We start from the raw sequence: 26,449 nt of genomic DNA, 5'->3' as shown, positions 1-26,449 counted from the left end.
AATGCAGCACCGGCAGGACATAGCTTCGTATTTGCCTTCGGCTCTCGGCGCCGCGCGCCGCCGCTGGCTGCCGGTGTCGCTGCCTTTGTCGATCGCCCTGTTCGCCGCTGCTCCGCTGGCCGCGCTGCATGCGCAAGCGACACCAGCCGCACAGCAAGCCGCGCCACCTGCACAGCAGGCCGCGACCGCGGAGACGTCGCCCGACGCCATCAAGCAGCGCGAGCAGGAGCTCGAGGCCGCGCGCGAGCAGCAGCGCAAGGCGACCGAGTTGCAGGAGAAGCTGAAGGCCGACATCGCCGCGATGGGCCAGGACCGCAGCAAGCTCAATCAGCAGCTGATCGACATTGCCGGCCAGGTGCGCGGCGTCGAGACAAGGATCGCCGACGCTGAGACACGCCTGCAGCCGCTCGACGGCCGCGAGCGCGAGATCCGCAGCTCGCTCGATTCACGCCGCTCCGAAGTGATCGAGGTGCTGGCCGCCTTGCAGCGCGCCGGACGGCGCACCCCGCCGGCACTGCTGGTGCGGCCCGAGGACGCGCTGCAATCGCTGCGCACCGCGATGCTGCTCGGCGCCGTGGTGCCCGAGTTGCGCGTCCGCGCCGAGAAGCTTGCCGCCGATCTCGGCGAACTGGTCGCGCTGCGCAAGACCATCTCGACCGAGCGCGACGCGCTGGCGGCCGACCGCGACAAGCTCAGGGAAGACCAGACCCGCCTTGCGGCGCTGGTCGATGAGCGGCAGCGGCAGCAGAGCGCGGCCGAAAAGGACATGGAGGCGGAGGGCGCCCGCGCCATCGCGCTGTCGAAGCAGGCCGACAATCTGCAGAGCCTGATCGCCAAGATGGAGCAGGACCTCAAGAGCGCGGCCAAGGCCGCCGCCACGGCCAGCCTCCAGGGGGCGCCGGCGACCGTTAACGGTAAACCCAATCTCGGGGCGCTCAAGGACCCGGCGCGCATGAGCCCGGCGGTCGCCTTCGCCTCGGCCAAAGGCCTGTTCGCCTATCCCGTGAATGGCACCAAGATTCGCGAATTTGGCGGTTCCGACGGCGCGGGGGGCGTACAAAAAGGCATTTCTTTGGCGGCCAAACCGGGCGCGCAGGTCACAACCCCGTGTGACGGCTGGGTTGTTTACGCGGGTCCTTTCCGCAGCTATGGACAACTCTTGATCCTCAATGCCGGGGGCGGGTATCATGTCCTGATCGCCGGGATGGAGCGTATTTCGGTAAACATCGGCCAGTTTGTACTTACGGGGGAGCCGGTTGCGACCATGGGGTCGACGTCCCAAGTTGCATCCATTCTCGCGACCAATGCGAGCCAGCCAGTGCTCTATGTAGAGTTCCGGAAAGACGGCACTCCAATCGATCCAGGTCCATGGTGGGCCACAAATGAAGGCGAAAAGGTTCGCGGATGATGCGCAAGACTTCGGTAATTCTCCTTAGCGCCGCCACCGGCGCGGCCCTGACGCTTTTCGTCACGCAGCCCCGCGCTGTGCTGATGGGATCGAGCGCGCGCGCCGCGACGTCGGACACCTACCGCCAGCTCAATTTGTTCGGCGACGTGTTCGAGCGTGTGCGCAGCGACTATGTCGAGAAGCCCGACGACTCCAAGCTGGTCGAATCCGCGATCTCGGGCATGCTGTCCGGCCTTGATCCGCATTCGAGCTACATGGACGCCAAGAGCTTCCGCGACATGCAGGTGCAGACCCGCGGCGAGTTCGGCGGCCTCGGCATCGAAGTCACGATGGAAGACGGGCTGATCAAGGTCGTCTCGCCGATCGACGATACCCCGGCCTCGAAGGCCGGCATCATGGCCAACGACATCATCACCAATCTCGACGACGAGGCGGTGCAGGGCCTGACGCTGAACCAGGCCGTCGAGAAGATGCGCGGTCCGGTCAACACCAAGATCAAGCTCAAGATCATCCGCAAGGGCCAGGACAATCCGATCGACGTCACGCTGGTGCGCGACAACATCCGCGTCCGCTCGGTGCGTGCGCGCGTCGAGGCCGACGACATCGCCTATATCCGCATCACCACCTTCAACGAACAGACCACCGAAGGCCTGAAGAAGGAGGTCGCCAATCTACAGGGCCAGATCGGCGACAAACTGAAGGGCTACATCATCGACCTCAGAAACAATCCCGGCGGCCTGCTCGAGGAAGCGGTCACCGTGTCCGACTCCTTCCTGGAGCGTGGCGAGATCGTCTCGACTCGCGGGCGCAATGCCGAGGAAACCCAGCGCCGCGCTGCGCATCCCGGCGACCTGACCAAGGGCAAGCCGGTCATCGTGCTGATCAACGGCGGCTCGGCGTCGGCCTCCGAAATCGTCGCCGGCGCGCTGCAGGACCACAAGCGTGCGACGCTGGTCGGCACCCGCTCGTTCGGCAAGGGCTCGGTGCAGACCATCATTCCGCTCGGCTCCGGCAACGGCGCGCTGCGCCTGACCACCGCGCGCTACTACACGCCGTCGGGCAAGTCGATCCAGGCCAAGGGCATCGTGCCCGATATCGAGGTGCTGCAGGACGTGCCGGACGAGCTGAAGGCGCGCACCGACACCAAGGGCGAGGCTTCGCTGCGCGGCCATCTGAAGAACGACGGCGACGAGAAGACCGGCTCGCAGTCCTACGTTCCGCCGGACGCCAAGGACGACAAGGCGCTGAAGATGGCGGACGACCTGCTGCACGGCATCAAGTCGACCTCGAACGCCACGCCGGCACCGGCCGGTGACAAGGCGCCCGGTGACAAGGCCGCCGCCGACAAGCCGGCCAACAAGTCCGCGAACTGATCCAATTCAATCGTCTAGGCGAAAAGGGCGGCCCTCGGGCCGCCCTTTCTGCTGTTGGATCCACCCACCCGTGCTTTGCCGGGGAGGCCGGCGCGCGGGAATGCACCGCATCGTGCTATCGTTCGCGCTGTTGATTCGGGGAGGGTCATGGCAGAAGCGGCCGACGAACTGAGCACGCCGCTTGGGCAGCAGACCGCGGGCAGGACGCGCCGTTTCCGCCTGCCATTCACGGCGATGCAGGCGCTCGCCGTGCTGCTGGGGCTCGTGCTGGTCGGTTTCGTTGGCGTTGCGCTGTTCAATGACAACCCGCTCGGCGGCGAGCCGATGGCCCGGATCGCCCTCCGCAATCCGCCACCCGCGTCCGCCGACGACAAGCACGCCCCGGCCGAACCGGCGGTCAAATCCGCCGCCACGGCACCGGCCGCGGCCGGCGATGCCAAGAACGACACGAAGAACGACGCCAGGACGGTCACCATCATCGACGGTTCCAGCGGCAAGCGTCAGGACGTGGTGATCGGCGCCGGCGACCCGGCTGAGAAGGTCGATGGCGACACCCCGCCGCTCGCGATGACCGGCATCGACCCGCGCCTGCTGGAAAAGTCGCGCTACGGCATGATCCCCGTGGTCGCCGACGGCCTGAAGCCGTTCACGGTCTATGCGGCTGAGGCTGACCGCGCCAAGGCGGCCCGGATGCCGGTGGTGGCCGTCGTGGTCGCCGGCCTCGGCGTCGGCGCCGCCAAGACGGCCGATGCGATCATGAAGCTGCCGCCGGCCGTGACGCTGGCCTTCACGCCCTATGGCGCCGACCCCGGCAAGCTCGCGGAACGCGCCCGGGCGCAGCGCCACGAGATCCTGCTGCAGATCCCGATGGAGCCGTTCGACTATCCCGACAACGATCCGGGGCCGCAGACCCTGCTCACCACGCTGAGCGGCGAACAGAACCTCGACCGGCTCTATTGGCACCTCAGCCGCCTGCAGGGCTATGCCGGGATCGCCAATTTCATGGGCGCCCGGTTCGTCGCGACCGATCCCGTGATGCAGCCCATCGTGCGCGAAGCAGCCAAGCGCGGCCTGAGCTATTTCGACGACGGTTCCACCCCGCGCAGCGTCGCGCAGACCCTGTCCGCCGGCCAGTCGCTGCCGTTCGCCAAGGCTGATTTCGCCATCGACGCGGTGCCGACCTCGGCGGAGATCGACCGCGCGCTGGTCAAGCTGGAAACCATCGCCAAGGAGCGCGGCACCGCCGTGGGCGTCGCCTCGGCGCTGCCGGTCTCGATCGAGCGGCTCAGCGCCTGGCTCAAGACACTGGATTCCAAGGGCATTATGCTTGTGCCATTGACAACGGCGATGCTGAAATCAAAATCGGGCTAGAGATCAATCTGTTGGTGCCGCTTTCGACCTTGCCGGGGGGCCGGGTCAGGCGGCATCAGGAAATGCGAGGTAGCGGCAGCATGGCACGTTATGAGGACCTGCCCTATCGAACCTGCGTCGGCATCATGCTGCTGAATACGGCCGGGCTGGTCTTCATCGGACGCCGCGCGGGCGGCATCGAGCATGTCGACGACGCGCATGTCTGGCAGATGCCGCAAGGCGGCGTCGATCCCGGCGAGGATACGTTTCAGGCCGCACGGCGCGAGCTCTATGAAGAGACCAGCGTCAAGTCGGTGGAGAAGCTCGGCGAGGTCTCCGATTGGCTGATCTACGACATCCCGCGCACCGTTGCGGGCCGTGCCTGGAAGGGCCGCTATCGCGGCCAGCGGCAGAAGTGGTTCGCGTTGCGCTTCACCGGCGACGAGAACGAGATCAACGTCGCCAACCCCGGCGGCGGCCACAAGGCCGAGTTCGTCACCTGGCGCTGGGAGCCGATGAAGAATTTGCCGGAACTGATTGTGCCGTTCAAGCGCCCGGTCTATGAGCGCGTCGTGCAGGAATTCGCCGGTCTGGCGGCGAAGTAGGTGGCCGGGGGACCGGCCCAATCAACGCGCGGCGCAGCCATCGAGATGTCATCGGATAAGCCCTATCGCCCCAACGTGGGCATCGCGCTGTTCAACAGCTTTGGACGCGTGCTGATCGGCCACCGGATCAAGGACGATGGTCCGGAGATCGTGCTGCCCGGCCTCGAATGGCAGATGCCGCAGGGCGGCATCGACGCGGGCGAGGATCCGCGCCAGGCCGTGATGCGCGAATTGTGGGAAGAGACCGGGGCGGTCAGCGCCGACTATCTCGGCGAGACCGACTGGATGACCTACGAATTCCCCGCCTATGACGGACCGGCATCGCATCGGCTGGCCAAATTCCGCGGCCAGCGCCAGAAATGGTTTGCGCTGCGCTTCACCGGACGCGACCAGGAGATCGATCCGTTGACGCCGCGCAACGGCCAGCCTGCGGAATTCGATCAATGGCGCTGGGAGCGCCTCGATCGCGTCGCCGACCTCGTGGTGCCGTTCCGCCGCGACGTCTATCGCGCGGTCGCTGTCCGGTTCGCGGAGTTCGCCGACTGATCTGAGCATGGTCCGGAAAAGTGTGTAGCGGTTTTCCCTCGCGACAAACGCGGAACGCGTTTGCGCGGAGACCATGCTCGAATCAAAGAGCCAGGGCGGGATGACGATTCGAAGAAACGTCATCTCGCTCTGGCGGCGGAATGCGCCGCGCATCGCCTGGCGTCATGCCGTAGGTCGCGCGGAACACACGATAGAAGGTCGCGATGCTGGCGAAGCCGCATGCGAACGCGATCTCGTCGATGCCGCGTTCCTGCATGCCGTAGAGCAGCCGCCTCGCCTCCCGCAACCGCGTCGCCGTCAGCGTTCGCGCGAACGACAGGCCGGTCGGCTCGAACAGCGCATGCAATTGCCGCAGTGAAATGCCGAGCTCGGTGGCGACCGCGGCCGGCATCAGCGCGGCGCGATGCAGATCGCGCAGCAGGATTTCGCGCGCGGCATGGAGGTAGCCCGCATGCAGCGCGGCACGGATTTCATCCTGCCGCGGCCGCAGGCGTCCGCGCGCGAGCAGCGCCAGGCGCACCATATGTGTGACTTCGTCGGCGAACTGCCCGGCTTGCGCCGGATCGCGGGTCATGGCGCGGAACATGGCGCCGACCAGCCGGGTCAGGCGCGCATCACGCGCCAGCGCGACTGGCGGCGCATCCTCGATTCGCGCACCGAGCACGAGCTCGCTGGTGACGGGGATCTTGAGGCTGAAGAAATGAAAACCGTCGGTCCGTTCGGGCGTCGAGAAATACGGGCGATTGGAGTGGCCGAACACCAGATCTCCGTTGCGCACGAACTGGACACGATCGCGACCGATATTCAGCCGGCCGGGGCCACGCACCTGCCAGGCGAGCTGCAGGCTGTTGCTCGGGACGCGCGTAATGTCCGATGAGGTACGGCTGACCCGATAGGAGGACGCCGACATTTCCGCCAGCACGGCATCGCCGACCGGCGTCGCGGAAAAATGCCCGCGGAAATCAGGCCGCTTGTCGCGCTCGAGCTCGATCGTGACCCCGAACAGGCTCCTGCCGCGCACATCGCACCAGTGCTCGAAACGATCCTGCGGGCGGAGCGCATCGGTGGAGAAGGTCAGCACGGAATCTTGTCCATTACGTCCAAAGTGGAATCGCGACCCGATCGAGTCGGCTCGTCGTTGCGCTGCAGCTTGTCATTTGTGCCCGATCTCAGCTGTAAGCTGCTTCACATTTTCCGGATGGTTCACCGCTTTGCACGTTGCGGACCATGTTCTAGTTCGGGCCGACCGTGAACGGGCCGATCGCGATGACATGACAATCGCTGTCGCGCCTGGCGCACGCGCCGAGCGCGGCGTCGACGGCGCCCTGCTCGTTCTCCGCCTTCAATCCAAGTCCCGGCCGTCCCTGCGTCCCGACCGCGACCGCATTCCAGCCTGCCGTCGCATCGGCAAGCTTGCGGACGACATCGGCCCGCTCGCTCGGAGCGATGACCGAGCTGTCAGCCGCCCTGAGGAAGCCGGTGACGCGCAACGTCGCCGGAATCGGCACCACGAAGACGTCGTCGACCACGACGATCGTGCAGGGCACGCCGGCGACCGCGCCACAGGCTTGCAGATTGCGCCGCGCCGATTCCTCCAGCGAATCGATGCCGGCATTGAAGAAGTAGTGACCGCCCGGACCGAGCGCGATGGTTCGCGTCTTGCGGCCCGGCACGAACAGGCTGTCGAGCCGGGCCCTGGCCGCGTCGCGCAGCAGCGGCACGTCCTTGGTGGCGTACGGCTTCTCGACCAGCACGTCACGCTTGACCCACGGCAAGGCCGGCACCGGAGGCTGGCCATGGGTGTACACGATCGTGTTGCCGACGGCGTACAGTTCGCATTTGCGCGGCGAGCCGCATTGTCGGCGCGCTTCTGGCACAGATCCAGCGCAGCCGTCTTCGCCGCGTCCTCACTGGGCTGCGCGACGCTCCAGCCGACGAAGCCATTGATGTTGAGAGCGACCGCCTTGGAATCGCCTGCGGGCAAATACTCGGTCGCGAGCATGTTGCGGGTGCGGTCGCTGACGAACGGAACGATGTCGGCCGCGAGTTTGTCACCGAGTTTATCACTTGGCGCAGTCGAAGCCGTCGCCGCCAATGCCGGCGCGGGTTTCGAAGGGGCAGATGGCGCCGTCGATGCCGGCGGCGACGGCGCCGGTGAAGCCGATACCAGGGGCGTGGACGCCGGCGTAGAACTCGCCACGGAAGCGGGCTTCGCCGCCGAGGTCTCCAGCTTGGTGTAATAGAGGAAGCCGCCGACGCCGATCGCGGCCAGCAGCACCACGGTGATGGCAGCGGGCCACATCCAGGCTGACGCAGCTGACGGCGCTGATTTGACCGGCTTCTTGACCTGCGGCGTTGCGTAGCTGCCGTCCTCGCGCCGCATCGCCACCATGTAGGCGTGCACCGGGGTCGGGATGTTCTTCACTTCCTGCGCACCGATGTCGGCGAATTGCACCGACAGCTTGTTGGCGACCTGCTCGTGCACGGCGCGCGACACGCAGATGCCGCCGACCTCGGCGAGGCCCTCGAGCCGGGCTGCGATATTGACGCCGTCACCGAGCAGATCGCCGTCGCGCTCGACCACATCGCCGATGGTGATACCGATCCGGAACGACATCTGCCGGCTTGGCGGATAGGCCATGTTGCGCGTGCGCAGGCTTTCCTGGATGTCGATCGCGCAACGCACGGCCTCGACGGCGCTGGGAAATTCGGCGAGCACCGCATCGCCCGCGGTGTTGAAGATGCGGCCACCGCATTTTGCAATGAAGTCATCGGTGACCTGACGATAGGAGGCGAGCCGCCGCAGCGTCTCTTCCTCATCCTCGGCAACCAATCGACTATAGCCTGCAATATCGGCCGCAAAGATCGCCGCGATCTTGCGCTTCATGAGCACCAGCCCCGGAATCCAAATATGCCGGGGAGAATGCCGCCAGACGTTCGCGGGTGCAATAAGCATTCAACGCCCGCCGGGGTGCGGCGAGCGTTGAACAACTCAAGTCCTGGCGGACGATGACTGGAAAACTGTGAGCGATTTCACAAAGGGAGCCGGCTCACTCGACACATCGGCGCGATCGCTGGTCGGCAATCGCGCCTTAGTGCATAGCCGTGGTGTTGAGCTCGTTCTGGATGCTCTTGAAGTGGTCGAGCCGCTCGATCGCGTGGTCGAGCTCGGAGCCCTCCTTCTCGGCGAGCTTCTCTTCCATCTCCTTGATGGTCTCGGCGAACTTCGCGCGGTCGAGTTCGGCAATCGTGGTCGCGACGTCGGCGAGTACGGTGAGGCCCTTGTCCGACATCTCGGCAAGGCCGCCGAGCACGATCACCTTGTCGCGCTTGCCGGCGGTCGTGATCGTCAGGATTCCCGGACGAACGGTGGCGACGACGGGAGCGTGGCCGGCGAGCACGCCGAAATCACCCTCCACGCCGGGAACGTCGACCTGATCAACCTCGCCGGAGAAGGCGAGCTTTTCGGGAGAGACGAGATCGAAGTGGAAGGTGGCCATGGTCTTTCCGTTCTTTGCGCTGTCACCCGCGGGCTTGACCCGCGGGTCCATCAGTCAAAATACTTCTCGTTCGATGGATCGCCGGATCAAGTCCGGCGATGACGACATCCCAAAGCTTAGGCCGCTTCGGCGGCGAGCTTCTTGCCCTTCTCGACGGCTTCTTCGATGGTGCCGACCATGTAGAACGCCGCTTCCGGCAGATGGTCGTACTTGCCCTGGCAGAGATCGCGGAAGCCCTTGATGGTGTCGGCGAGGTCGACGAACTTGCCCGGCGAGCCGGTGAACACTTCAGCGACGTGGAACGGCTGCGACAGGAAGCGCTCGACCTTGCGGGCGCGGGCGACCGTCAGCTTGTCCTCTTCCGACAGTTCGTCCATGCCGAGAATGGCGATGATGTCCTGCAGCGACTTGTAGCGCTGGAGGATCTGCTGGACGAGACGCGCGGTGTTGTAGTGCTCTTCACCGACGACCAGCGCCGACAGCATGCGCGAGGTCGAGTCGAGCGGGTCCACCGCGGGATAGATGCCCTTTTCCGAGATCGCGCGCGACAGCACCGTGGTGGCGTCCAAATGCGCGAACGAGGTGGCGGGCGCCGGGTCGGTCAAGTCGTCGGCCGGCACGTAGATCGCCTGCACCGAGGTGATCGAGCCCTTCTGGGTGGTGGTGATGCGCTCCTGCAGCGCGCCCATGTCGGTCGCGAGCGTCGGCTGATAGCCCACCGCCGAAGGAATACGGCCGAGCAGCGCCGACACTTCCGAACCCGCCTGGGTGAAGCGGAAGATGTTGTCGACGAAGAACAGCACGTCCTGGCCCTGATCGCGGAAGTGCTCGGCGACCGTCAGACCGGTCAGACCGACGCGGGCACGGGCGCCCGGCGGTTCGTTCATCTGGCCAAACACCAGCGCGCACTTCGACTTCACGCTCGGATCCGGATTGTGCGGATCGGCGTTGACCTTCGATTCGATGAACTCGTGATAGAGGTCGTTGCCTTCACGGGTGCGCTCGCCGACGCCGGCGAACACGGAGTAACCACCGTGCGCCTTCGCGACGTTGTTGATCAGTTCCTGAATCAGCACGGTCTTGCCGACGCCGGCGCCGCCGAACAGGCCGATCTTGCCGCCCTTGGCGTACGGAGCAAGCAGATCGACGACCTTGATGCCGGTGACGAGAATTTCAGCTTCGGTGGACTGATCGGTGTAGGTCGGCGCTTCCTGGTGGATGGCGCGCACGCCGTCGGCCTTGATCGGGCCGGCCTCGTCGATCGGCTCGCCGATGACGTTGATGATGCGGCCGAGCGTGCCCTCGCCGACCGGCACCCGGATCGGTTCGCCGGTGTCGGTCACTTCCTGGCCGCGCACCAGACCTTCAGTGATATCCATCGCGATGGTACGGACGGTCGATTCACCGAGATGCTGCGCGACTTCGAGCACCAGGCGGTTGCCGCCGTTCTTGGTCTCGAGCGCATTCAGAATCGCGGGAAGGTGGCCTTCGAACTGCACGTCGACCACGGCGCCCGTGACCTGGGTAACGCGACCGATCTGGTTGGCTGCTGTAGCCATGGACTGTTCTCCTTCGAAAATCTGCCTTAGACCGCCTCAGCGCCGGAGATGATCTCGATCAGCTCCTTCGTGATCTGGGCCTGACGGGTTCGGTTGTAAATCAGGGTTTGCTTGCGAATCATCTCGCCGGCGTTGCGCGTCGCGCTGTCCATCGCGCTCATCTGGGCGCCGTAGAACGAGGCGTTGTTCTCCAGCAGCGCGCGGAAGATCTGCACCGCGAGGTTGCGCGGCAGCAGGCTGCCGAGGATCTGGTCCTCTTCAGGCTCGTATTCATACGACGTCGCGGGCGCCGCATTGGCCGCGGGCGCGGCAACCTCGAGCGGGATGATCTGCTGCGCGGTCGGGATCTGCGCGATCACCGACTGGAAGCGCGAATAGAACAGCGTGCAGACATCGAACTCGCCGGCCTCGAACCGCGCCAGCACCTTGCTCGCGATGTCCTCAGCGTTGACGAAACCGATCTGCCGCACCGAGCGCAGGTCGAGATGTTCGACAATCCGCTTCTCGAAGGTGCGCCGCAGCTGCTCGTAGCCCTTGCGGCCGACGCAGAAGAACTTCACTTCCTTGCCCTGCGCGAGCAGCGCGTTCGCCCGCTCGCGCGCCAGACGCACGATGGCCGAGTTGAACGCGCCGGACAGGCCGCGCTCGCCGGTGCAGACCAGAAGCAGGTGGACCTGGTCGTTGCCGGTGCCGGCGAGCAGCGCCGGCGCGCCGGGCGTGCCATTGGCCGCGGCTGCGATGTTGGAAATCACCGCATCCATCTTGGTGGCATAGGGCCGCGCCGCTTCGGCGGCGTTCTGCGCGCGGCGCAGCTTGGAGGCTGCGACCATCTGCATGGCCTTGGTGATCTTCTGCGTCGCCTTGGTCGAGGCGATGCGGACCCGCATGTCTTTTAGTGACGCCATTCTTCGTTCACCCCGGCGATCCGACCACAATGGTCAGACCGCAAGCCTCCGTTCGTCACGCCCGGCGGCGAGCCGGGCGACGCCCCATTCGTTATGCAAACGTCTTGGCGAAGCTATCGACCGCCGACTTCAGCTTGGCGGCACTGTCATCGGACAGGTCGCGGCTGTCGCGGATCGCGTTGAGGATGTCGACGTGCTTGCCGCGCAGCAGCGACAACAGACCATCCTCAAACGCCTTCACCTTGTTGAGCGGCAGCGGGTCGAGATAGCCGTTGGTGCCGGCCCAGATCACGCAGACCTGCTCTTCCATCTTCAGCGGCGAGAACTGCGGCTGCTTCAAAAGTTCGGTCAGGCGCGAGCCGCGGTTGAGCAGGCGCTGGGTCGAGGCGTCGAGGTCGGAGCCGAACTGCGCGAACGCCGCCATTTCGCGGTATTGCGCGAGCTCGCCCTTGATCTTGCCGGCGACCTTCTTGGTGGCCTTGGTCTGCGCCGACGAACCGACGCGCGACACCGACAGACCGACGTTCACCGCGGGGCGGATGCCCTGGAAGAACAGGTCGGTTTCCAGGAAGATCTGACCGTCGGTGATCGAAATCACGTTGGTCGGGATGTAGGCCGACACGTCGTTGGCCTGGGTTTCGATGACCGGCAGCGCCGTCAGCGAGCCCAAACCATGGTCCTTGCCGAGCTTGGCGGCGCGCTCGAGCAGGCGGGAATGCAGATAGAACACGTCGCCCGGATAGGCCTCGCGGCCCGGCGGGCGGCGCAGCAACAGCGACATCTGGCGGTAGGCGACGGCCTGCTTGGACAAGTCGTCATAGATGATCACGGCGTGCATGCCGTTGTCGCGGAAGTACTCGCCCATGGTGCAGGCGGTGAACGGCGCGATGTACTGCATCGGCGCCGGATCGGACGCGGTCGCCGCGACGATGATCGAGTATTCCAGCGCGCCCTGCTCCTCGAGCACCTTGACGAACTGCGCGACGGTGGAGCGCTTCTGGCCGATCGCGACGTAGACGCAATACAGCTTGAGGTTCTCGTCCGGCTGGGCGTTCAGCGGCTTCTGGTTCAGGATGGTGTCGAGCGCGATCGCGGTCTTGCCGGTCTGACGGTCGCCGATGATCAGCTCGCGCTGGCCGCGCCCGATTGGGATCAGCGCGTCGATTGCCTTGAGGCCGGTGGCCATCGGCTCGTTCACCGACTTGCGCGGAATGATGCCGGGCGCCTTGACGTCGACGCGCTTGCGTTCGGTAGCCTGGATCGGGCCCTTGCCGTCGATCGGGTTGCCGAGCGCGTCGACGACGCGGCCGAGCAGGCCCTTGCCGACCGGCGCGTCCACGATCGCGCGGGTGCGCTTGACGGTCTGGCCTTCCTTGATCTCGCGGTCGGCGCCGAAGATCACGATACCAACGTTGTCGGTTTCGAGGTTCAGCGCCATGCCGCGCGTGCCGTTCTCGAACTCGACCATTTCACCGGCCTGAACGTTGTCGAGACCGTAGACGCGGGCGATACCGTCACCGACCGACAGCACCTGGCCAACTTCGGTGACCTCGGCTTCCTGGCCGAAATTCTTGATCTGGTCCTTGAGGATCGCAGAAATTTCTGCGGCGCGGATGTCCATCAGCCTGCCTCTTTCATCGCGTTCTTGATCGAATTGAGTTTGGTGCGAAGCGAACTATCCACCATCCGGCTGCCGAGCTTGACCACCAGGCCACCAATAATGGAGGGATCGACCTTCACGTTGAGCGCGACGTCCTTGCCCGTCACTGATTTCAGTGCGGTCTTCAGGGCGTCGAGATTCTTGTCACTGAGCTGCTCGGCGACGGTGACTTCCGCAGTCGCCTCGCCCTTGAACTTCGCCACCAGCGCGCGATAGGCGCGGATCACATCGGATACGGCAAACAGCCGGCGATTGGCGGTGAGCACCTTGAGGAATTTTGCCGACGTGCCGGCGATGCCGGCCTTGTCGAGCACCGCGGTCAGCGCCCTCAGCTGGGCCTCGGCGGCAAACACCGGGCTGCGAACGAGGCGCTTCAGATCGGCGCTGTCGTTGAGCATGGCTTCGAATTTGTCGAGATCGGCCCTGACTTGATCGACGGATTGCTCGTCGCGCGCCAACTCGAACAGGGCCGTTGCATAACGACCGGAAACTCCCGAAACGGACGGATCTTCAGCAGCCACGAGCTCGCTCTTTTTTGCTGTCAAATTCGCAAGGGAAAAACCGTCGCCACCAAAGCAGCGCCTAGCGATCCAAGCCCTTGGAATTCAAGCGGGACTTCGATTTTCGACCGGCACAGGACATGCCGGGACCGTTAAAATCGCGGCTTTGCTAACATAGCAATCGCGCAGGTGCAACATGACGGCATCGTGAGAGCCGCCTTGTCGCATGTGGTTTTTCGCGACCGCGGCCGGCGGTCAAATCGGAAAAAATCGACGCCCGGAAATCCGGCCCAAGCGCCTCCGATTCGCGTCCCTCGATTTTGTTCCATCGGAATTTGCATGGGCCTGTGGGCTCAGGCGCAAGGAACCCTGAGCGGGCCGCAGTTTCATTTCGCGATTACTTACCGAAACCTTACAAGCGAGCGGATAATCAGTATTCGCAAGTATTCATATCATTAAAAATTCGTTAACGGCCAAGGTTACGGAACCTCGATTGAATACCGCAAAGCGGTAACAAGATATTTCAGCCCGAGACAATCAGGATTTACTGCCTAATTCGTGCCTCATTGCGAAATCAAACGGCCTTGGTCAACGAAGGGACGGGGGTTCCACTTGCCGCGTTAGTGGCAATACTGTCTGAGGGTCTTATCAATGCTGAATATCAAGAAGGCGGCGGGCAATGTAACCCGCTCGCGCACGGCGCTTGCGTTTGTAGCCGCAACTATCCTGGTCGGGGGCAGCGTGACCGAGGCGTCCGCGAAGTCCAGGCACCATCATCATCGCCACCACCATCATCACCAGGCCCGCGCCGAAGGTTCCTCCTGGCGCGACGCCAATGCATCGATCCAGCCGTCCGGCGGCCACACGTTCTCGGGGATGGCCTCGTTCTACGGCAATGAGTCGGGCAGCCGCACCGCTTCCGGTCAGCGCTTCAATCAGAACGCCATGACCGCCGCCCACCGCTCGCTGCCGTTCGGCACCAAAGTCCGCGTCACCCATGGCGGCCGCAGCGTCGTCGTCACCATCAACGATCGTGGCCCGTTCGTCCGCGGCCGCGTGCTCGACCTCTCGACCGGCGCAGCCCGCGCCATCGGCCTGACCGGCGCCGGCGTCGGCCGCGTCACCGCCGAGGTCGTGTCCTAAGCGTTCAGTAAGCGTTGCGTTGCGTAACGGCCGCGAGGCCTGCTTCGCGCCAAAAGGGCCTGCCGTCGCGAATGACGGCAGGCTTTTTCTTTGCAGGCACTCCTACAGAAAGCTGTGCGGATCGACGTCGATCTCGAGCTTCAGATTGCCCTTGGTCTTCGGGCCCGCCTCGAGCCATTCGCGCAGATATTGCGACAAGTCGACATTGCGCAGCGACTTCACCAGCAGGCGAAACCGGTAGCGGCCCTTGATGACCGCCAGCGGCGCCTCGGCGGGACCGAGCACCTGGATCCGCTCATCGAGCGGCGCCACCGCGGCGAGCTTGCGGGCAAATCCTTCCGCGGTCGGGCGATCGCCGGCGGAGACGATCAGGCTCGCCAGCCGGCCGAACGGCGGATAGCCGGTGCGCTCGCGGATATCGATCTCACTGGCGTAGAACGCCTCGCGGTCGTTCGCGATCAGAGCTTTGATGACCGGATGTTCCGGCTGATGGGTCTGCAGATAGCCGACGCCGCGGCCCTGCTCGCGGCCGGCGCGGCCGACCACCTGGTTCAACAGCTGGAACGTCCGCTCGGCGGCGCGCGGATCGCCGTTGCTGAGGCCGAGATCGGCGTCGATGACCCCGACCAGATTGAGCCGCGGGAAATTGTGCCCCTTGGCCACCAGCTGGGTGCCGATGATGATGTCGACGCGGCCCTCGGCGATCTCGTTGAGCTCGCTGCGCATGGTCTCGATCGAGGTGATGAGATCGCTCGACAGCACCATGGTGCGGGATTCGGGGAAGACGCTTGCGGCCTCCTCCTGCAGGCGCTCGACGCCGGGCCCGACGGCGACCAGCGATTCCTCGGCCGCGCAATGCGGGCAGATGTTCGGGCGCGGCATCGAGAAACCGCAGTGGTGACAGACCAGCCGCTGCCGGAACCGATGATCGACCAACCATGCGTCGCAGATCGTGCACGCGAAGCGGTGGCCGCAGGCGCGGCACAGCGTCAGCGGCGCATAGCCGCGGCGGTTGAGGAACAGCAGCGCCTGCTCGCGGCGCTCGATGGCGTGGCGAATTTGCTCGGCCAGCACGGGCGAAATGAACCGCCCGCGTGGTGGCGGCGCGCGGCGCATGTCGATCGCCTCGATATGCGGCATGTGCTGGCCGCCGAACCGCGACGGCAGCGCGACGCGCTGGTAGCGCCCCTTGCGCGCATTGACCTCACTCTCGACCGACGGCGTGGCCGACGCCAGCACGATCGGGATTTTTGCGATATGGGCGCGGACCACCGCCATGTCGCGCGCGTGGTAATGCGCGCCGTCGTCCTGCTTGTAGGCCTGGTCGTGCTCCTCATCGACGATGATCAGCCCGAGATCGGCATAGGGCAGGAACAGCGCCGAGCGGGCGCCGACCACGACCGGCGCCTTGCCCTCTGAGATCGCCGCCCAGTTGCGCGCCCGCGTGCGCGGCGTCAGCTCCGAATGCCATTCCAGCGGCCGCACGCCGAAGCGTTGCGCGAAGCGGTCGAGGAACTGGCCGGTCAGCGCGATTTCCGGCATCAGGATCAGCGTCTGCTTGCCGCGACGGATATTCTCCGCGATCGCCTCGAAATAGACCTCGGTCTTGCCGGAACCGGTGACGCCGTCGAGCAGCGCGACGTGAAAGCTGCCGCTCGCCGCCAGCGTCCGCATCACATCGACCGCACTGCGCTGCTCGCGCGAGAAATCCGGCTGGGCGTAGGAGGGATCCGGAACGGGCGGCGCCGCGGGCGGCGGCATCGCCTCGACCGTCAACGTGCCCTCGTCGACCAGGCCGTCGATCACGCCCGAACTGACCCCGGCCTCCCGTGCCGCCTCCGACTTGCCGTGCAGCAAGCGGTCCGACAGCACCTCGATCACCCGCCGGCGCGCCGGCGTCAGGCGCCGCGGCGGCTCGCCGATGAGGCGGACGCCGAGGCGCGTCCGCTCCGGCCCGAGGTTTTCGCCCATCCGCAGCGTCATCCGCAGCACCATGCCGCGCGCCGACAACGTGTAGGTGGAGACCCAGTCGACCAGCTGGCGCAGCTCCGCTCGGAGCGGCGGAACATCGAGCTTTTCGCTGACGTCCTTAAGCCGGTTGTGCAGCCGCGGATCCGGCTTGGCATTCTCGGCCCACACCACCGCGACGACCTCGCGCGGTCCGAGCGGAACAGAGATCACATCGCCCGGCGCAAGCTCCATGCCCCGCGGCACGCGGTAGGAATAGGTCTGGTTCAGCGCGACAGGCACCAGCACGTCGACGACACGTGTCGTCGATGCGGCGGCTGGGCTGGGGCGCGTGGTGTGGTCCATTAAATCAGAGCTTTGGAATCGGAACTTTGCACCGGGCTAGCACCGCTGCGCGGTCTTAGCGATCGGTAAACGAAGGCAGTGCGATATAATCAGGAGATTAGCAGCGCCAATAGCCCTTTACAGATGGCCCGGACCGATCAACCCATCCGACCGCTCGAGCTCGACTGCGCCGACGCATCAGTGACGCAGGAGATGACGCGCTGGCTGTCGCATCTGCGTGCGGAGCGGCGGCTGTCGCCGAAGACGCTCGAGGCCTACGCCCGCGACGTGCGGCAGTGCCTGGCCTTCCTGGCCGAGCACTGGGGCGCACGCGTGACGCTTGCGGCCTTCTCCGCGCTCCAAGCGACTGACGTCCGCGCCTTCATGGCGATGCGCCGCGCGGACGAGATCGGCGGACGGTCGCTGATGCGGGCGCTGGCGGGGCTGCGCTCGTTCGGACGTTTCCTGGAACGCGAAGGCAAGGGCAAGGTCGGCGCACTCTCGGCGATCCGCGCGCCCAAGGTGGCGAAGAGCCTGCCGAAGCCAATCCATATGGAAGCGGCGAAACGCTTTGCCGATGCCGACGAGCGTGCCGGCGAGGAGCGCGAGACCTGGATCCTGGTGCGTGACGCCGCCGTGATGGCGCTGCTCTATGGCTCGGGCCTGCGCATCTCCGAGGCGCTGGGGCTGAAGCGCCGCGACGTGCCGAAGCCCGGCGAAGGCGACGTGCTGGTCGTGACCGGCAAAGGCAACAAGACCCGCATGGTGCCGGTGCTGCAAAACGTGCTGCAACTGATCGCGGACTATGCGGCGATCTGCCCGCACCAACTCAGCCCGCCCGGACCGATGTTCGTCGGTGCGCGCGGCGGCCCGTTAGGCCCGCGCATCATCCAGCTCACCATGGAGCGGCTGCGCGGCGCGCTCGGCCTGCCCGACAGCGCAACGCCGCATGCGTTGCGGCACTCCTTCGCCACCCATCTGCTGAGCCGCGGCGGCGACCTGCGCGCGATCCAGGAGTTGCTCGGCCACGCGTCGCTGTCGACCACGCAGATCTACACCGGCATCGACAGCGAGCGCCTGCTTGAGGTCTATCGCTCCGCGCACCCGCGCGGCTGAAACGGCCGGACCCAGGTCCAGATAAGACGCTGGATTTGGCTCGCCGTCATGCTGCGTTCATCTTCATGCGGCTAACCCCACACTGCCGCCCCTTGCCTTGTGCACCGCATTCGGCAATCGTGGCACAGTCTCATCGGAGGGGAATCATGAGCGCACATGAAAGTATGGAGCAAGCGGAGCATGCCGAGCATGCGTCGGGCGAGAACAAAAAGATCGCGCTCCTGATTGCCGTGATCGCGCTCTGCCTGGCGCTGTCGGAAACGCTCGGCAAGGGCGCCCAGACCGAATCGATCAGCAAGAACGTCGAAGCCTCCAACCTCTGGGCCTTCTTCCAGGCCAAGAGCATCCGCCGCACCACGGTGCAGACCGCCGCCGAACAGGGCAAGCTGAACCTCGCGACCACCACCGACGAGGCGGCCAAGGCTGCGCTGCAGAAGCAGATTGACGACTGGCAGAAGACCGCGGCGCGCTATCGCTCGGAGCCGGACACCGGGGAAGGTTCAGAGCAGCTCTCCGAACGCGCCAAGCACGCCGAGCATGAGCGCGACGAGGCGACTGCGAAATATCATCACTTCGAGCTTGCTTCCGCCGCCTTCCAGATCGCCATTGTGCTGGCGTCCGCGACCATCATCACCGGTATTGCCGCGCTCGTCTGGGTGTCGGGCCTCGTGACGCTCGCCGGCGTCGCGATGACGTTGCTCGGCCTGCTCCAGCCGCACCTGCTGCATCTGCATTGAGAGAGTGAGGCTTCTCTCTCACCGTCACCCTGAAGGAGCGCGCATTTGCGCGCGTCTCGAAGGGTCGACGGCCACTAGCGGGGCCGTGCATCCTTCGAGGCTCGCTCCGCTCGCGCCTCAGGGTGACGGAAGCGAGAGTGCCGCTTAAAGAACCTTGCTGGTCTGATGCACGCTCTTGCGGAAGCGGGCGATCAGGCGCAGCGTGCGCGCGGCCCAGCCCTCGCCGTCGCCGCCGATCATCTCGCGGATGCGCAGTTTGATCGGGTCGACCAGCGCGGTGGCCTTGGCGCGCAGCGCCATCACGTAATTATAGAGCGCCTCGAACCAGGGCATCTCCAAAAGCTTCGACCGTGTCACGTCGAACAGGAAGGCCGTGACGCCGACGCCGAGGAATTTGGCGAACAGGATCAGCGAGACTGCGCTGAACCAATATTGGTTCGCCAGCAGCCAGAGCCCGACCAGCTTGAGCGGAAACAGCGGGATCAGCGGCACGACGAAGACGATCAGCGTCATCGCCGGCGACAGCGAATCGACCCGGTCGGCAAGCCATTGCTTGAGCGCACGGAGCGGGATCCAGGCGACCACCCGGGCCACGATCGGCTCGAGGTGGTCCCACAGCCAAGCCTCGATCAGGAAGATGATCGCAAGCAGGACCCAGAACGGCTGAAGCAGGCGGCGCAACATCGCTTTGATCCTAAAGCGCGATGAGACCGAGTTGAATCATCGCGCTTCAGCTCCTTGTTTGAGCATGATCTTCTCGGAAAACCGCTTCACACTTTTCCGGATCATGCTCGAGCCCGGCTCGCGCCGGACGTTCGATCATCACATATGGATGGCGCGCTTGGCTACCGCAAGCGCAGCTTCCTTGATCGCCTCGGAGCGGGTCGGATGTGCGTGGCAGGTGCGCGCCAGATCCTCCGCCGAACCGCCGAATTCCATCAGAACGCAGGCTTCATGGATCATTTCGCCGGCCTCGATGCCGACAATGTGGACGCCGAGCACCCGGTCCGTCTTCGCATCTGCGAGAACCTTCACGAAGCCGTCGGTGGTCTGATTGACCTTGGAGCGGCCGTTCGCGGTGAACGGGAATTTGCCGACGGTATAGGCGATGCCGGCCTGCTTGAGGTCTTCCTCGGTCTTGCCGACCGACGACACTTCCGGCGTGGTATACACAACACCTGGAATGACGTCGTAGTTCACATGGCCGGCCTGGCCCGCGATGATCTCGGCGCAGGCAACGCCCTCATCTTCCGCCTTGTGCGCGAGCATCGGCCCGGCGACGACGTCGCCGATCGCGTAGATGCCCTTCACATTGGTCGAGAAGTGCGCGTCGATCTCGACGCGGCCGCGATTGTCGAGCGCGACGCCGGCTTCCTTCAGCCCGAGGCCTTCGGTGTAGGGCACGCGGCCGATGCACACCAGCACGACGTCGGCCTCGATGGTCTCCGCAGCGCCGCCGGCGGCCGGCTCGACCTTGGCCTGCAGCGTCTTGCCCGAGGTGTCGACCGCGGTGACCTTGGTGCCGAGCTTGAAGACAAAGCCCTGCTTCTCCAGCATGCGCTGGAATTGTTTGGCGACCTCGCCGTCCATGCCGGGCAGGATGCGGTCGAGGAATTCCACGACCATGACCTCCGCGCCGAGGCGACGCCAGACCGAGCCGAGTTCGAGCCCGATCACGCCGGCACCGATAATCAACATTTTCTCCGGCACCTTCTCCAGCGACAGCGCGCCAGTCGACGATACGATGCGCTTCTCGTCGATCTCGATGCCCTTCAGCCGCGCGATGTCGGAGCCGGTGGCGATCACGATGTTCTTGGTCTCGACGGTCTCGGACTTGCCGTCACCGGAGACCTCGACCTTGCCCGCGCCGAGGATCTTGCCGGTGCCCTTGAGCACGTCGATCTTGTTCTTCTTCATCAGGAACTCGACGCCCTTGACGTTGCCGTCGATGCCCTGCTGCTTGAAGTTCATCATCGCGGGCAGATCGAGCTTCGGCGCCGGGACGCTGACGCCCATCTTGGCGAAGGAGTGCCCGGCTTCCTCGAACATCTCGGAGGCGTGCAGCAGCGCCTTCGACGGCATGCAGCCGACATTGAGGCAGGTGCCGCCCAGCGTCGCATTCTTCTCGACGACGGCGACCTTCATGCCGAGTTGTGCCGCGCGGATCGCGCAGACATAACCGCCGGGGCCAGTGCCGATGACGACGAGATCGTAAGAAGCCATGATGGAAGGTCCTGTAGCTAAATTCTGTGACAGATTGGGCGGGTCCGAGCCGATTGGCAGTCCGGCACCCGCGTTTGGATTGTGCCCTAGCGGCCGCCCGACACGTCGAGGATCGCGCTGGTGACGTAGGACGCCTCGTCCGAGATCAGCCAGACGATGGCGTTGGCGATTTCATCCGCGGTGCCGACGCGCTTCATCGGCACCATATGGGCGAGCCGATGCGCGCGATCGGGCTCACCGCCCGCGGCATGGATGTCGGTGTCGATCAGGCCGGGCCGGATGCCAGCGACGCGGATGCCTTCAGCCGCGACCTCGTAGCCGAGGCCGATCGTGAAGGAATCGATCGCGCCCTTGGAGGCGGCATAGTCGACATAGGTGTTGGGCGCGCCGAGCTTCGCCGCGACCGAGGACAGGTTGACGATGACGCCGCCCTTGCCGCCGTGCTTGGTCGACATCCGCTTCACCGCCTCGCGCGCGCACAGAATGCTGCCGGTGACGTTGACCGCCATCATCTGCTGGATGCGCTCGGCGGACATCTCGTCGACGCGCACGCCGCTCTTGCCGACGATGCCGGCATTGTTGACGAGCGCGCCGAGCGTGCCGAAGCCATCGGCGGCCTTGAACAGCGCCAGGATGTCCTGCTCGCTGCCGACGTCGCATTTCACCGCGATCGCCTTGCCGTTCTTGGCCTCGATCGCGGCGACGACCTCATTGGCCGCACCCTGGTTGGATGCGTAGCCGACGACGATGCGATAGCCGCGCGCGGCAGCTGCAAGCGCGGTGGCGCGGCCGATGCCGCGGCTACCGCCGGTGATGACAACGACCTTGTCCGTCACATTGATCCCCAAAGGTAAGCACCCAACGAATCGCGGCGCCCGATCCGATCGGACGCCGCGTGCGATATGACCTTAGAGGTCCAGCACCAGGCGGGCCGGGTCCTCCAGGCTCTCCTTGACGCGCACCAGGAAGGTGACCGCTTCCTTGCCGTCGATGACGCGGTGATCGTAGGACAGCGCCAGATACATCATCGGGCGCACCTCGATCTTGCCGCCGACCACCATCGGCCGCTCCTGGATCTTGTGCATGCCGAGGATGCCGGACTGCGGCGCGTTGAGGATCGGCGTCGACATCAGCGAGCCGTAGATGCCGCCATTGGTGATGGTGAAGGTGCCGCCCTGCATCTCGTCGATCTTGAGTTGGCCGTCGCGGGCACGCCTGCCGTAATCGGCGATCGACTTCTCGATTTCGGCGATCGACTTGTGATCGCAGTCGCGCACGACAGGCACCACGAGGCCTCGGTCGGTGCCGACAGCAACGCCGATGTGGTAGTAGTTCTTGTAGATCAGGTCAGAGCCGTCGATCTCGGCGTTGACGGCCGGAATGTCCTTCAGCCCCTGCACCACCGCCTTGGTGAAGAACCCCATGAAGCCGAGCTTCGAGCCGTGCTTCTTCTCGAACGTGTCCTTGTAGAGGGCGCGCAGCTTCATCACCTCGGTCATGTCGACCTCGTTGAAGGTCGTCAGCATCGCGGCGGTGTTCTGCACGTCCTTGAGGCGGCGCGCGATGGTCTGGCGCAGCCGGGTCATCTTCACCCGCTCCTCGCGCGCGGCGTCGTCCGCCGGCGACGGCGCACGAACCTGCACGGCGGCGGCCGGCTGGTTGATCGGGGTGGGCGCCGAGGCGGCCTTCTCGATCGCGGCCAGCATGTCGCCCTTGGTGACGCGCCCGTCCTTGCCCGAGCCCGGAACGGTGGAGGCGTCGACGCCGCTCTCGGCAGACAGCTTGCGCACCGAGGGCGCGAGCGGCGCATCCGCCGGCGGCACCTTGGGTGCGGCAGGCGCCGCGGCGGGAGCTGGCGCTGCGGCCTTGGCGGGAGCGGCGGCCGCGACAGCGGGCTTGGCCGCCGCGACAGCACCGTCATTGATCTGGCCGAGCAGCGCGCCGACGGCGACGGTCTCGCCATCCTTGGCGATGATCTCGCCGAGGGTACCGGCGACCGGCGCGGGCACCTCGATGGTGACCTTGTCGGTTTCGAGCTCCACCAACGGCTCGTCCACCGCAACGGCCTCACCGGCCTTCTTGAACCAGCGGCCGATCGTGGCCTCGGTTACGGATTCGCCGAGCGTTGGAACGCGAATTTCAGTCATGGTCTTTTCCTCGATAACCTTGCGGTCGAAAAATTCATCCGGCCACCATCCGCCAAAGCGAACGACCCGGTACTCCGTGACGACAGCGCTTGTGCTGGATGACGCGGGATACCGGATGCCCCGCTCCGGTGCGCGATTGCGCACAAGGCGGGGCATGGAGTTGGTGAAGGTCGTTAGTTCAGTGCGTCGTCGAGCAGCGCCTTGAGCTGCGCGAGATGTTTCGACATCAACCCGGTGGCGGTCGCCGCCGATGCCGGACGGCCGGCATAGCGCGGACGCTTGTTGGCTGCGTGGACCTGGTTCAGCACCCATTCCAGATAGGGCTCGATGAAGTGCCAGGAGCCCATGTTGCGGGGCTCTTCCTGGCACCAGACCATCTCCGCGTTCTTGAAGCGGCCGAACTCCTGCACCAGCGCCTTGAGCGGCACCGGATAGAGCTGCTCGATGCGCATCAGATAGATGTCGTCGATGCCGCGCTTCTCGCGCTCCTCGTACAGGTCGTAATAGACCTTGCCGGAGCACAGCACGACGCGACGGATCTTGTCTTCCGGCACCAGCTTGATCTTCTCGTCCGGCAGCATCTGCGCGTCATCGTACAGGATGCGGTGGAAGGTGGCGTTCTTGCCGAGCTCGTCGAGCCGCGACACCGCGCGCTTGTGGCGCAGCAGCGACTTCGGCGTCATCAGGATCAGCGGCTTGCGGATTTCGCGATGCAGCTGGCGCCGCAGCACGTGGAAGTAGTTCGCCGGCGTGGTCGGATTGACCACCTGCATGTTGTCCTCGGCGCACATCTGCAGATAACGCTCGAGGCGCGCCGAAGAGTGCTCCGGTCCCTGCCCTTCATAGCCGTGCGGCAACAGGCAGACGAGGCCCGACATGCGCAGCCACTTGCGTTCGCCCGACGAGATGAACTGGTCGAACACCACCTGGGCGCCGTTGGCGAAATCGCCGAACTGCGCTTCCCAGAGCGCCAGCGCATTCGGTTCGGCCAGCGAGTAGCCATATTCGAAGCCGAGCACCGCCTCTTCCGACAGCAGCGAGTTGATGACCTCGTAATGGCCGGTGTCTTCGCCGCCGAGATGGTTGAACGGCGTGTAGCGGCTCTCATCCTCCTGGTCGATCAGGACCGAATGGCGCTGCGAGAAGGTGCCGCGCTCGGAATCCTGGCCGGACAGCCGCACATGATGGCCTTCCTGCAGCAGCGTGCAGAACGCCAGCGCCTCGCCGGTCGCCCAGTCGATCCCTTCGCCGGTATCGATGGCCTTGGCACGATTGTCCAGGAAGCGCTGGATCGTGCGGTGAACCCGGAAACCATCGGGCACCTTGGTGATCTTGCGGCCGATGTCCTTGAGCACCGCGAGATCGACGCCGGTGACGCCGCGGCGGGCGTCTTCTTCCTGGTCGGCGATCTTGAAGCCCGCCCACTTGCCGTCGAGCCAGTCGGCCTTGTTCGGCTTGTAGCCGGCGCCGGCCTCGAGCTCGGCATCGAGCCGTGCGCGCCAGTCGGCCTTGGCCTTGTCGACCTCGCCCTCGGTCAATACGCCGTCGGCGACCAGCCGCTTAGCGTAGATCTCGAGCGTCGACGGATGCGAGGCGATCTTCTTGTACATCACCGGCTGGGTGAACGCCGGCTCGTCGCCTTCGTTGTGGCCGTGACGCCGGTAGCAGAACATGTCGATGACGACCGGCTTGTGGAATTTCTGCCGGAACTCGATCGCGACCTTGGCCGCGAACACCACGGCTTCCGGATCGTCGCCATTCACGTGGAAGATCGGCGCATCGATCATCTTCGCGACGTCGGACGGATAGGGCGACGAGCGCGAGTAGCGCGGATAGGTGGTGAAGCCGATCTGGTTGTTGACGATGAAGTGCAGCGAGCCGCCGGTGCGGTAACCCTTCAGGTCGGACAGGCTGAAGCACTCCGCCACCACGCCCTGGCCGGCGAACGCCGCGTCGCCGTGCATCAAGAGCGGCAGCACGGAGATGCGCATGTCCGGCGGATCGCCGTGCTGGTCCTGCTTGGCGCGCACCTTGCCCATCACGACGGGATCGACGATCTCGAGATGCGAGGGATTTGCGGTCAGCGACAGATGGATGTTGTTGCCGTCGAACTCGCGGTCCGAGGAGGCGCCGAGGTGATACTTGACGTCGCCGGAGCCTTCGACCGAGTCCGGGTTGGCCGAACCGCCCTTGAACTCATGGAACAGCGCGCGGTGCGGCTTGCCCATCACCTGGGTCAACACGTTGAGGCGGCCGCGATGCGGCATGCCGAACACGATCTCCTTCACACCGAGATTGCCGCCGCGCTTGATGATCTGCTCGAGCGCCGGGATCAGCGATTCGCCGCCGTCGAGGCCGAAGCGCTTGGTGCCGGTGAACTTGGTGTCGCAGAACTTCTCGAAGCCGTCCGCTTCGATCAGCTTGTTGAGGATCGCGCGGCGCCCCTCGGGCGTGAAGCTGATCTCCTTGTCCGGACCTTCGATGCGCTCCTGGATCCACGCCTTCTGCGCGGCGTTGGAGATGTGCATGAACTCGACGCCGAGCGTCTGGCAGTAGGTGCGCTCGCAGATCTGCACGATCTCGCGCAGCGTGCCGTATTCGAGGCCGAGCACGTGATCGAGGAAGATCTTGCGGTCGAAGTCGGCCTCGGTGAAGCCGTAGGAGCGCGGATCGAGTTCCTCGCGATCGCGCGGCGCCTCGATGCCGAGTGGATCGAGCTTGGCGTGGAAATGACCGCGCATGCGGTAGGCGCGGATCAGCATCAGCGCGCGGACCGAATCGCGCGTAGCCTGGTGCACGTCGGCGTCGGAGAGCTCGGCGCCCTTGGCCTGCGCCTTGGCCGCGAGCTTGGTGCCGACCGCCTTCTCGACCTGGGCCCAGTTGCCGTCGAGCGCCGAGGTCAGCTCGTCGCGCGGTGTCACCGGCCAGTTGGCCCGGCCCCACGAGGCGCCTTCGGCGTTCTTCTGCACGTCGGCCGGGGCGTCCTTCAGGCTCTTGAAGAAATCCTGCCATTCGGCGTCGACCGACGACGGGTCCTGCTCGTAGCGGGCATAGAGGTCGTCGATATAGGCGGCGTTGGTGCCTTGCAGGAATGAGGAGAGAGCAAAAGCGGCGTTCGCGTCTTGGCGAGACATGAGGCAGTCCTGGTGATTTTTTCGGTTCGCGCGTAGGAGACGGCGCAAGTGCCGGTCTGGGAAGAGCGCCGGCTGGATGGATATCCTTACCCTATCTAGGTCGGATATTCCTGCCTAAAAGAACTAAAGAATGAATCTATTTTCATATTTTATTGATCGGCGTTCTGACGGCAAAGCGCATGAAAAAAGGCGGGTTCTCCAAGGAGAACCCGCCCGAAATCGCGCCAATCTCGAAGGGAACCTCGCCGGAC

General features: G+C 65.1%; 20 protein-coding genes and 1 pseudogene. 8 read left to right on the top strand and 13 right to left on the bottom strand.

Features of this window, described 5'->3' with window-relative positions; genetic code table 11:
• Position 1 precedes the first annotated feature (1 nt).
• The 5 genes from AC628_RS05035 (at position 2) to AC628_RS05015 (ending at position 5,282) form a co-directional block, all read left to right on the top strand.
• Positions 2-1,408, top strand: coding sequence for a murein hydrolase activator EnvC family protein (locus tag AC628_RS05035; protein ID WP_074125639.1), 1,407 nt, complete (start codon positions 2-4; stop codon positions 1,406-1,408).
• Positions 1,405-2,781: a S41 family peptidase gene (locus AC628_RS05030; protein ID WP_074125638.1), complete on the top strand. Its 1,377-nt coding sequence runs from the start codon at positions 1,405-1,407 to the stop codon at positions 2,779-2,781. Before AC628_RS05035 ends, AC628_RS05030 begins: the two co-directional genes overlap by 4 nt.
• A gap of 147 nt (positions 2,782-2,928) precedes the next feature.
• A complete protein-coding gene (locus AC628_RS05025) occupies positions 2,929-4,152 on the top strand; it encodes a divergent polysaccharide deacetylase family protein (RefSeq protein WP_074125637.1) in 1,224 nt (407 codons plus the stop codon).
• Between the two features lie 80 nt (positions 4,153-4,232).
• Positions 4,233-4,736 (top strand): RNA pyrophosphohydrolase, encoded by a 504-nt coding sequence (locus tag AC628_RS05020; protein WP_074125636.1) that lies wholly within the window; start codon positions 4,233-4,235, stop codon positions 4,734-4,736.
• 45 nt (positions 4,737-4,781) lie between these two features.
• Positions 4,782-5,282, top strand: coding sequence for an RNA pyrophosphohydrolase (locus tag AC628_RS05015; protein ID WP_074125635.1), 501 nt, complete (start codon positions 4,782-4,784; stop codon positions 5,280-5,282).
• Between the two features lie 82 nt (positions 5,283-5,364).
• Here AC628_RS05015 and AC628_RS05010 read toward each other — a convergent pair whose 3' ends face one another.
• The 7 genes and pseudogenes from AC628_RS05010 to AC628_RS04980 form a co-directional block, all read right to left on the bottom strand.
• Positions 5,365-6,363, bottom strand: a complete 999-nt coding sequence (locus AC628_RS05010) for an AraC family transcriptional regulator (RefSeq protein ID WP_074125634.1) — start codon at positions 6,361-6,363, stop codon at positions 5,365-5,367.
• Positions 6,364-6,514: 151 nt separating this feature from the next.
• A pseudogene (locus AC628_RS05005) lies at positions 6,515-8,169 on the bottom strand (adenylate/guanylate cyclase domain-containing protein).
• Between the two features lie 205 nt (positions 8,170-8,374).
• Positions 8,375-8,782, bottom strand: a complete 408-nt coding sequence (locus AC628_RS05000) for a F0F1 ATP synthase subunit epsilon (RefSeq protein ID WP_074125657.1) — start codon at positions 8,780-8,782, stop codon at positions 8,375-8,377.
• A gap of 116 nt (positions 8,783-8,898) precedes the next feature.
• Complete coding sequence (gene atpD / locus AC628_RS04995; RefSeq protein ID WP_074125633.1) at positions 8,899-10,341, bottom strand: F0F1 ATP synthase subunit beta; 1,443 nt, start codon at positions 10,339-10,341, stop codon at positions 8,899-8,901.
• 26 nt (positions 10,342-10,367) lie between these two features.
• A complete protein-coding gene (locus AC628_RS04990) occupies positions 10,368-11,246 on the bottom strand; it encodes a F0F1 ATP synthase subunit gamma (RefSeq protein WP_074125632.1) in 879 nt (292 codons plus the stop codon).
• 91 nt (positions 11,247-11,337) lie between these two features.
• The gene (gene atpA / locus AC628_RS04985; protein ID WP_074125631.1) at positions 11,338-12,867 is read right to left on the bottom strand and encodes a F0F1 ATP synthase subunit alpha; all 1,530 of its coding nucleotides are present in this window, start codon (positions 12,865-12,867) and stop codon (positions 11,338-11,340) included.
• On the bottom strand, positions 12,867-13,427 hold the full coding sequence (locus tag AC628_RS04980; protein WP_074125630.1) for a F0F1 ATP synthase subunit delta: 561 nt from the start codon (positions 13,425-13,427) through the stop codon (positions 12,867-12,869). Before AC628_RS04980 ends, atpA begins: the two co-directional genes overlap by 1 nt.
• A gap of 630 nt (positions 13,428-14,057) precedes the next feature.
• On the opposite strand from AC628_RS04980, the gene AC628_RS04975 reads away from it, so the two are divergent.
• Positions 14,058-14,549 carry a septal ring lytic transglycosylase RlpA family protein gene (locus AC628_RS04975; protein ID WP_074125629.1) on the top strand — a complete coding sequence of 164 codons (492 nt, stop codon included), beginning with the start codon at positions 14,058-14,060 and terminating at the stop codon, positions 14,547-14,549.
• 102 nt (positions 14,550-14,651) lie between these two features.
• On the opposite strand, the gene AC628_RS04970 is transcribed toward AC628_RS04975, so the two are convergent.
• Positions 14,652-16,862: a primosomal protein N' gene (locus AC628_RS04970; protein WP_074125628.1), complete on the bottom strand. Its 2,211-nt coding sequence runs from the start codon at positions 16,860-16,862 to the stop codon at positions 14,652-14,654.
• 123 nt (positions 16,863-16,985) lie between these two features.
• On the opposite strand from AC628_RS04970, the gene AC628_RS04965 reads away from it, so the two are divergent.
• Positions 16,986-17,957, top strand: a complete 972-nt coding sequence (locus AC628_RS04965) for a tyrosine recombinase XerC (RefSeq protein ID WP_074125627.1) — start codon at positions 16,986-16,988, stop codon at positions 17,955-17,957.
• A gap of 146 nt (positions 17,958-18,103) precedes the next feature.
• Positions 18,104-18,694: a DUF4337 domain-containing protein gene (locus tag AC628_RS04960; RefSeq protein WP_074125626.1), complete on the top strand. Its 591-nt coding sequence runs from the start codon at positions 18,104-18,106 to the stop codon at positions 18,692-18,694.
• 144 nt (positions 18,695-18,838) lie between these two features.
• Here AC628_RS04960 and AC628_RS04955 read toward each other — a convergent pair whose 3' ends face one another.
• From AC628_RS04955 to AC628_RS04935, 5 genes are all read right to left on the bottom strand, one after another.
• Positions 18,839-19,378, bottom strand: a complete 540-nt coding sequence (locus tag AC628_RS04955) for a hypothetical protein (RefSeq protein ID WP_074125625.1) — start codon at positions 19,376-19,378, stop codon at positions 18,839-18,841.
• A gap of 138 nt (positions 19,379-19,516) precedes the next feature.
• Entirely contained in the window at positions 19,517-20,917 is a 1,401-nt protein-coding gene (lpdA, locus tag AC628_RS04950) for a dihydrolipoyl dehydrogenase (protein WP_074125624.1), read from the bottom strand.
• Between the two features lie 86 nt (positions 20,918-21,003).
• Positions 21,004-21,753 carry an SDR family oxidoreductase gene (locus AC628_RS04945; protein ID WP_074125656.1) on the bottom strand — a complete coding sequence of 250 codons (750 nt, stop codon included), beginning with the start codon at positions 21,751-21,753 and terminating at the stop codon, positions 21,004-21,006.
• A 72-nt stretch (positions 21,754-21,825) separates the two neighbouring features.
• Positions 21,826-23,064 carry a 2-oxoglutarate dehydrogenase complex dihydrolipoyllysine-residue succinyltransferase gene (odhB, locus tag AC628_RS04940; RefSeq protein WP_074125655.1) on the bottom strand — a complete coding sequence of 413 codons (1,239 nt, stop codon included), beginning with the start codon at positions 23,062-23,064 and terminating at the stop codon, positions 21,826-21,828.
• 173 nt (positions 23,065-23,237) lie between these two features.
• Positions 23,238-26,198, bottom strand: coding sequence for a 2-oxoglutarate dehydrogenase E1 component (locus tag AC628_RS04935; protein ID WP_074125623.1), 2,961 nt, complete (start codon positions 26,196-26,198; stop codon positions 23,238-23,240).
• Positions 26,199-26,449 lie beyond the last annotated feature (251 nt).

The organism is Bradyrhizobium sp. NAS96.2, from assembly GCF_001908235.1.
Taxonomy (GTDB): Bacteria; Pseudomonadota; Alphaproteobacteria; order Rhizobiales; family Xanthobacteraceae; genus Bradyrhizobium.
The sequence above is the reverse complement of the archived record's forward strand: the minus strand, read 5'-3'. Positions and strand labels throughout refer to the sequence as shown.

Coding starts and splice junctions, on each gene's coding strand:
- AC628_RS05025 (WP_074125637.1), top strand. CDS start 2,929: ATGGCAGAAGCGGCCGACGAACTGAGCACGCCGCTTGGGCAGCAGACC.
- AC628_RS04955 (WP_074125625.1), bottom strand. CDS start 19,378: ATGTTGCGCCGCCTGCTTCAGCCGTTCTGGGTCCTGCTTGCGATCATC.
- atpD (WP_074125633.1), bottom strand. CDS start 10,341: ATGGCTACAGCAGCCAACCAGATCGGTCGCGTTACCCAGGTCACGGGC.
- AC628_RS05015 (WP_074125635.1), top strand. CDS start 4,782: ATGTCATCGGATAAGCCCTATCGCCCCAACGTGGGCATCGCGCTGTTC.
- AC628_RS05000 (WP_074125657.1), bottom strand. CDS start 8,782: ATGGCCACCTTCCACTTCGATCTCGTCTCTCCCGAAAAGCTCGCCTTC.
- AC628_RS04990 (WP_074125632.1), bottom strand. CDS start 11,246: ATGGCGTCACTAAAAGACATGCGGGTCCGCATCGCCTCGACCAAGGCG.
- AC628_RS04965 (WP_074125627.1), top strand. CDS start 16,986: ATGGCCCGGACCGATCAACCCATCCGACCGCTCGAGCTCGACTGCGCC.
- lpdA (WP_074125624.1), bottom strand. CDS start 20,917: ATGGCTTCTTACGATCTCGTCGTCATCGGCACTGGCCCCGGCGGTTAT.
- AC628_RS04960 (WP_074125626.1), top strand. CDS start 18,104: ATGAGCGCACATGAAAGTATGGAGCAAGCGGAGCATGCCGAGCATGCG.
- AC628_RS05035 (WP_074125639.1), top strand. CDS start 2: ATGCAGCACCGGCAGGACATAGCTTCGTATTTGCCTTCGGCTCTCGGC.
- atpA (WP_074125631.1), bottom strand. CDS start 12,867: ATGGACATCCGCGCCGCAGAAATTTCTGCGATCCTCAAGGACCAGATC.
- AC628_RS05020 (WP_074125636.1), top strand. CDS start 4,233: ATGGCACGTTATGAGGACCTGCCCTATCGAACCTGCGTCGGCATCATG.
- AC628_RS04975 (WP_074125629.1), top strand. CDS start 14,058: ATGCTGAATATCAAGAAGGCGGCGGGCAATGTAACCCGCTCGCGCACG.
- AC628_RS04935 (WP_074125623.1), bottom strand. CDS start 26,198: ATGTCTCGCCAAGACGCGAACGCCGCTTTTGCTCTCTCCTCATTCCTG.
- AC628_RS04970 (WP_074125628.1), bottom strand. CDS start 16,862: ATGGACCACACCACGCGCCCCAGCCCAGCCGCCGCATCGACGACACGT.
- AC628_RS05030 (WP_074125638.1), top strand. CDS start 1,405: ATGATGCGCAAGACTTCGGTAATTCTCCTTAGCGCCGCCACCGGCGCG.
- odhB (WP_074125655.1), bottom strand. CDS start 23,064: ATGACTGAAATTCGCGTTCCAACGCTCGGCGAATCCGTAACCGAGGCC.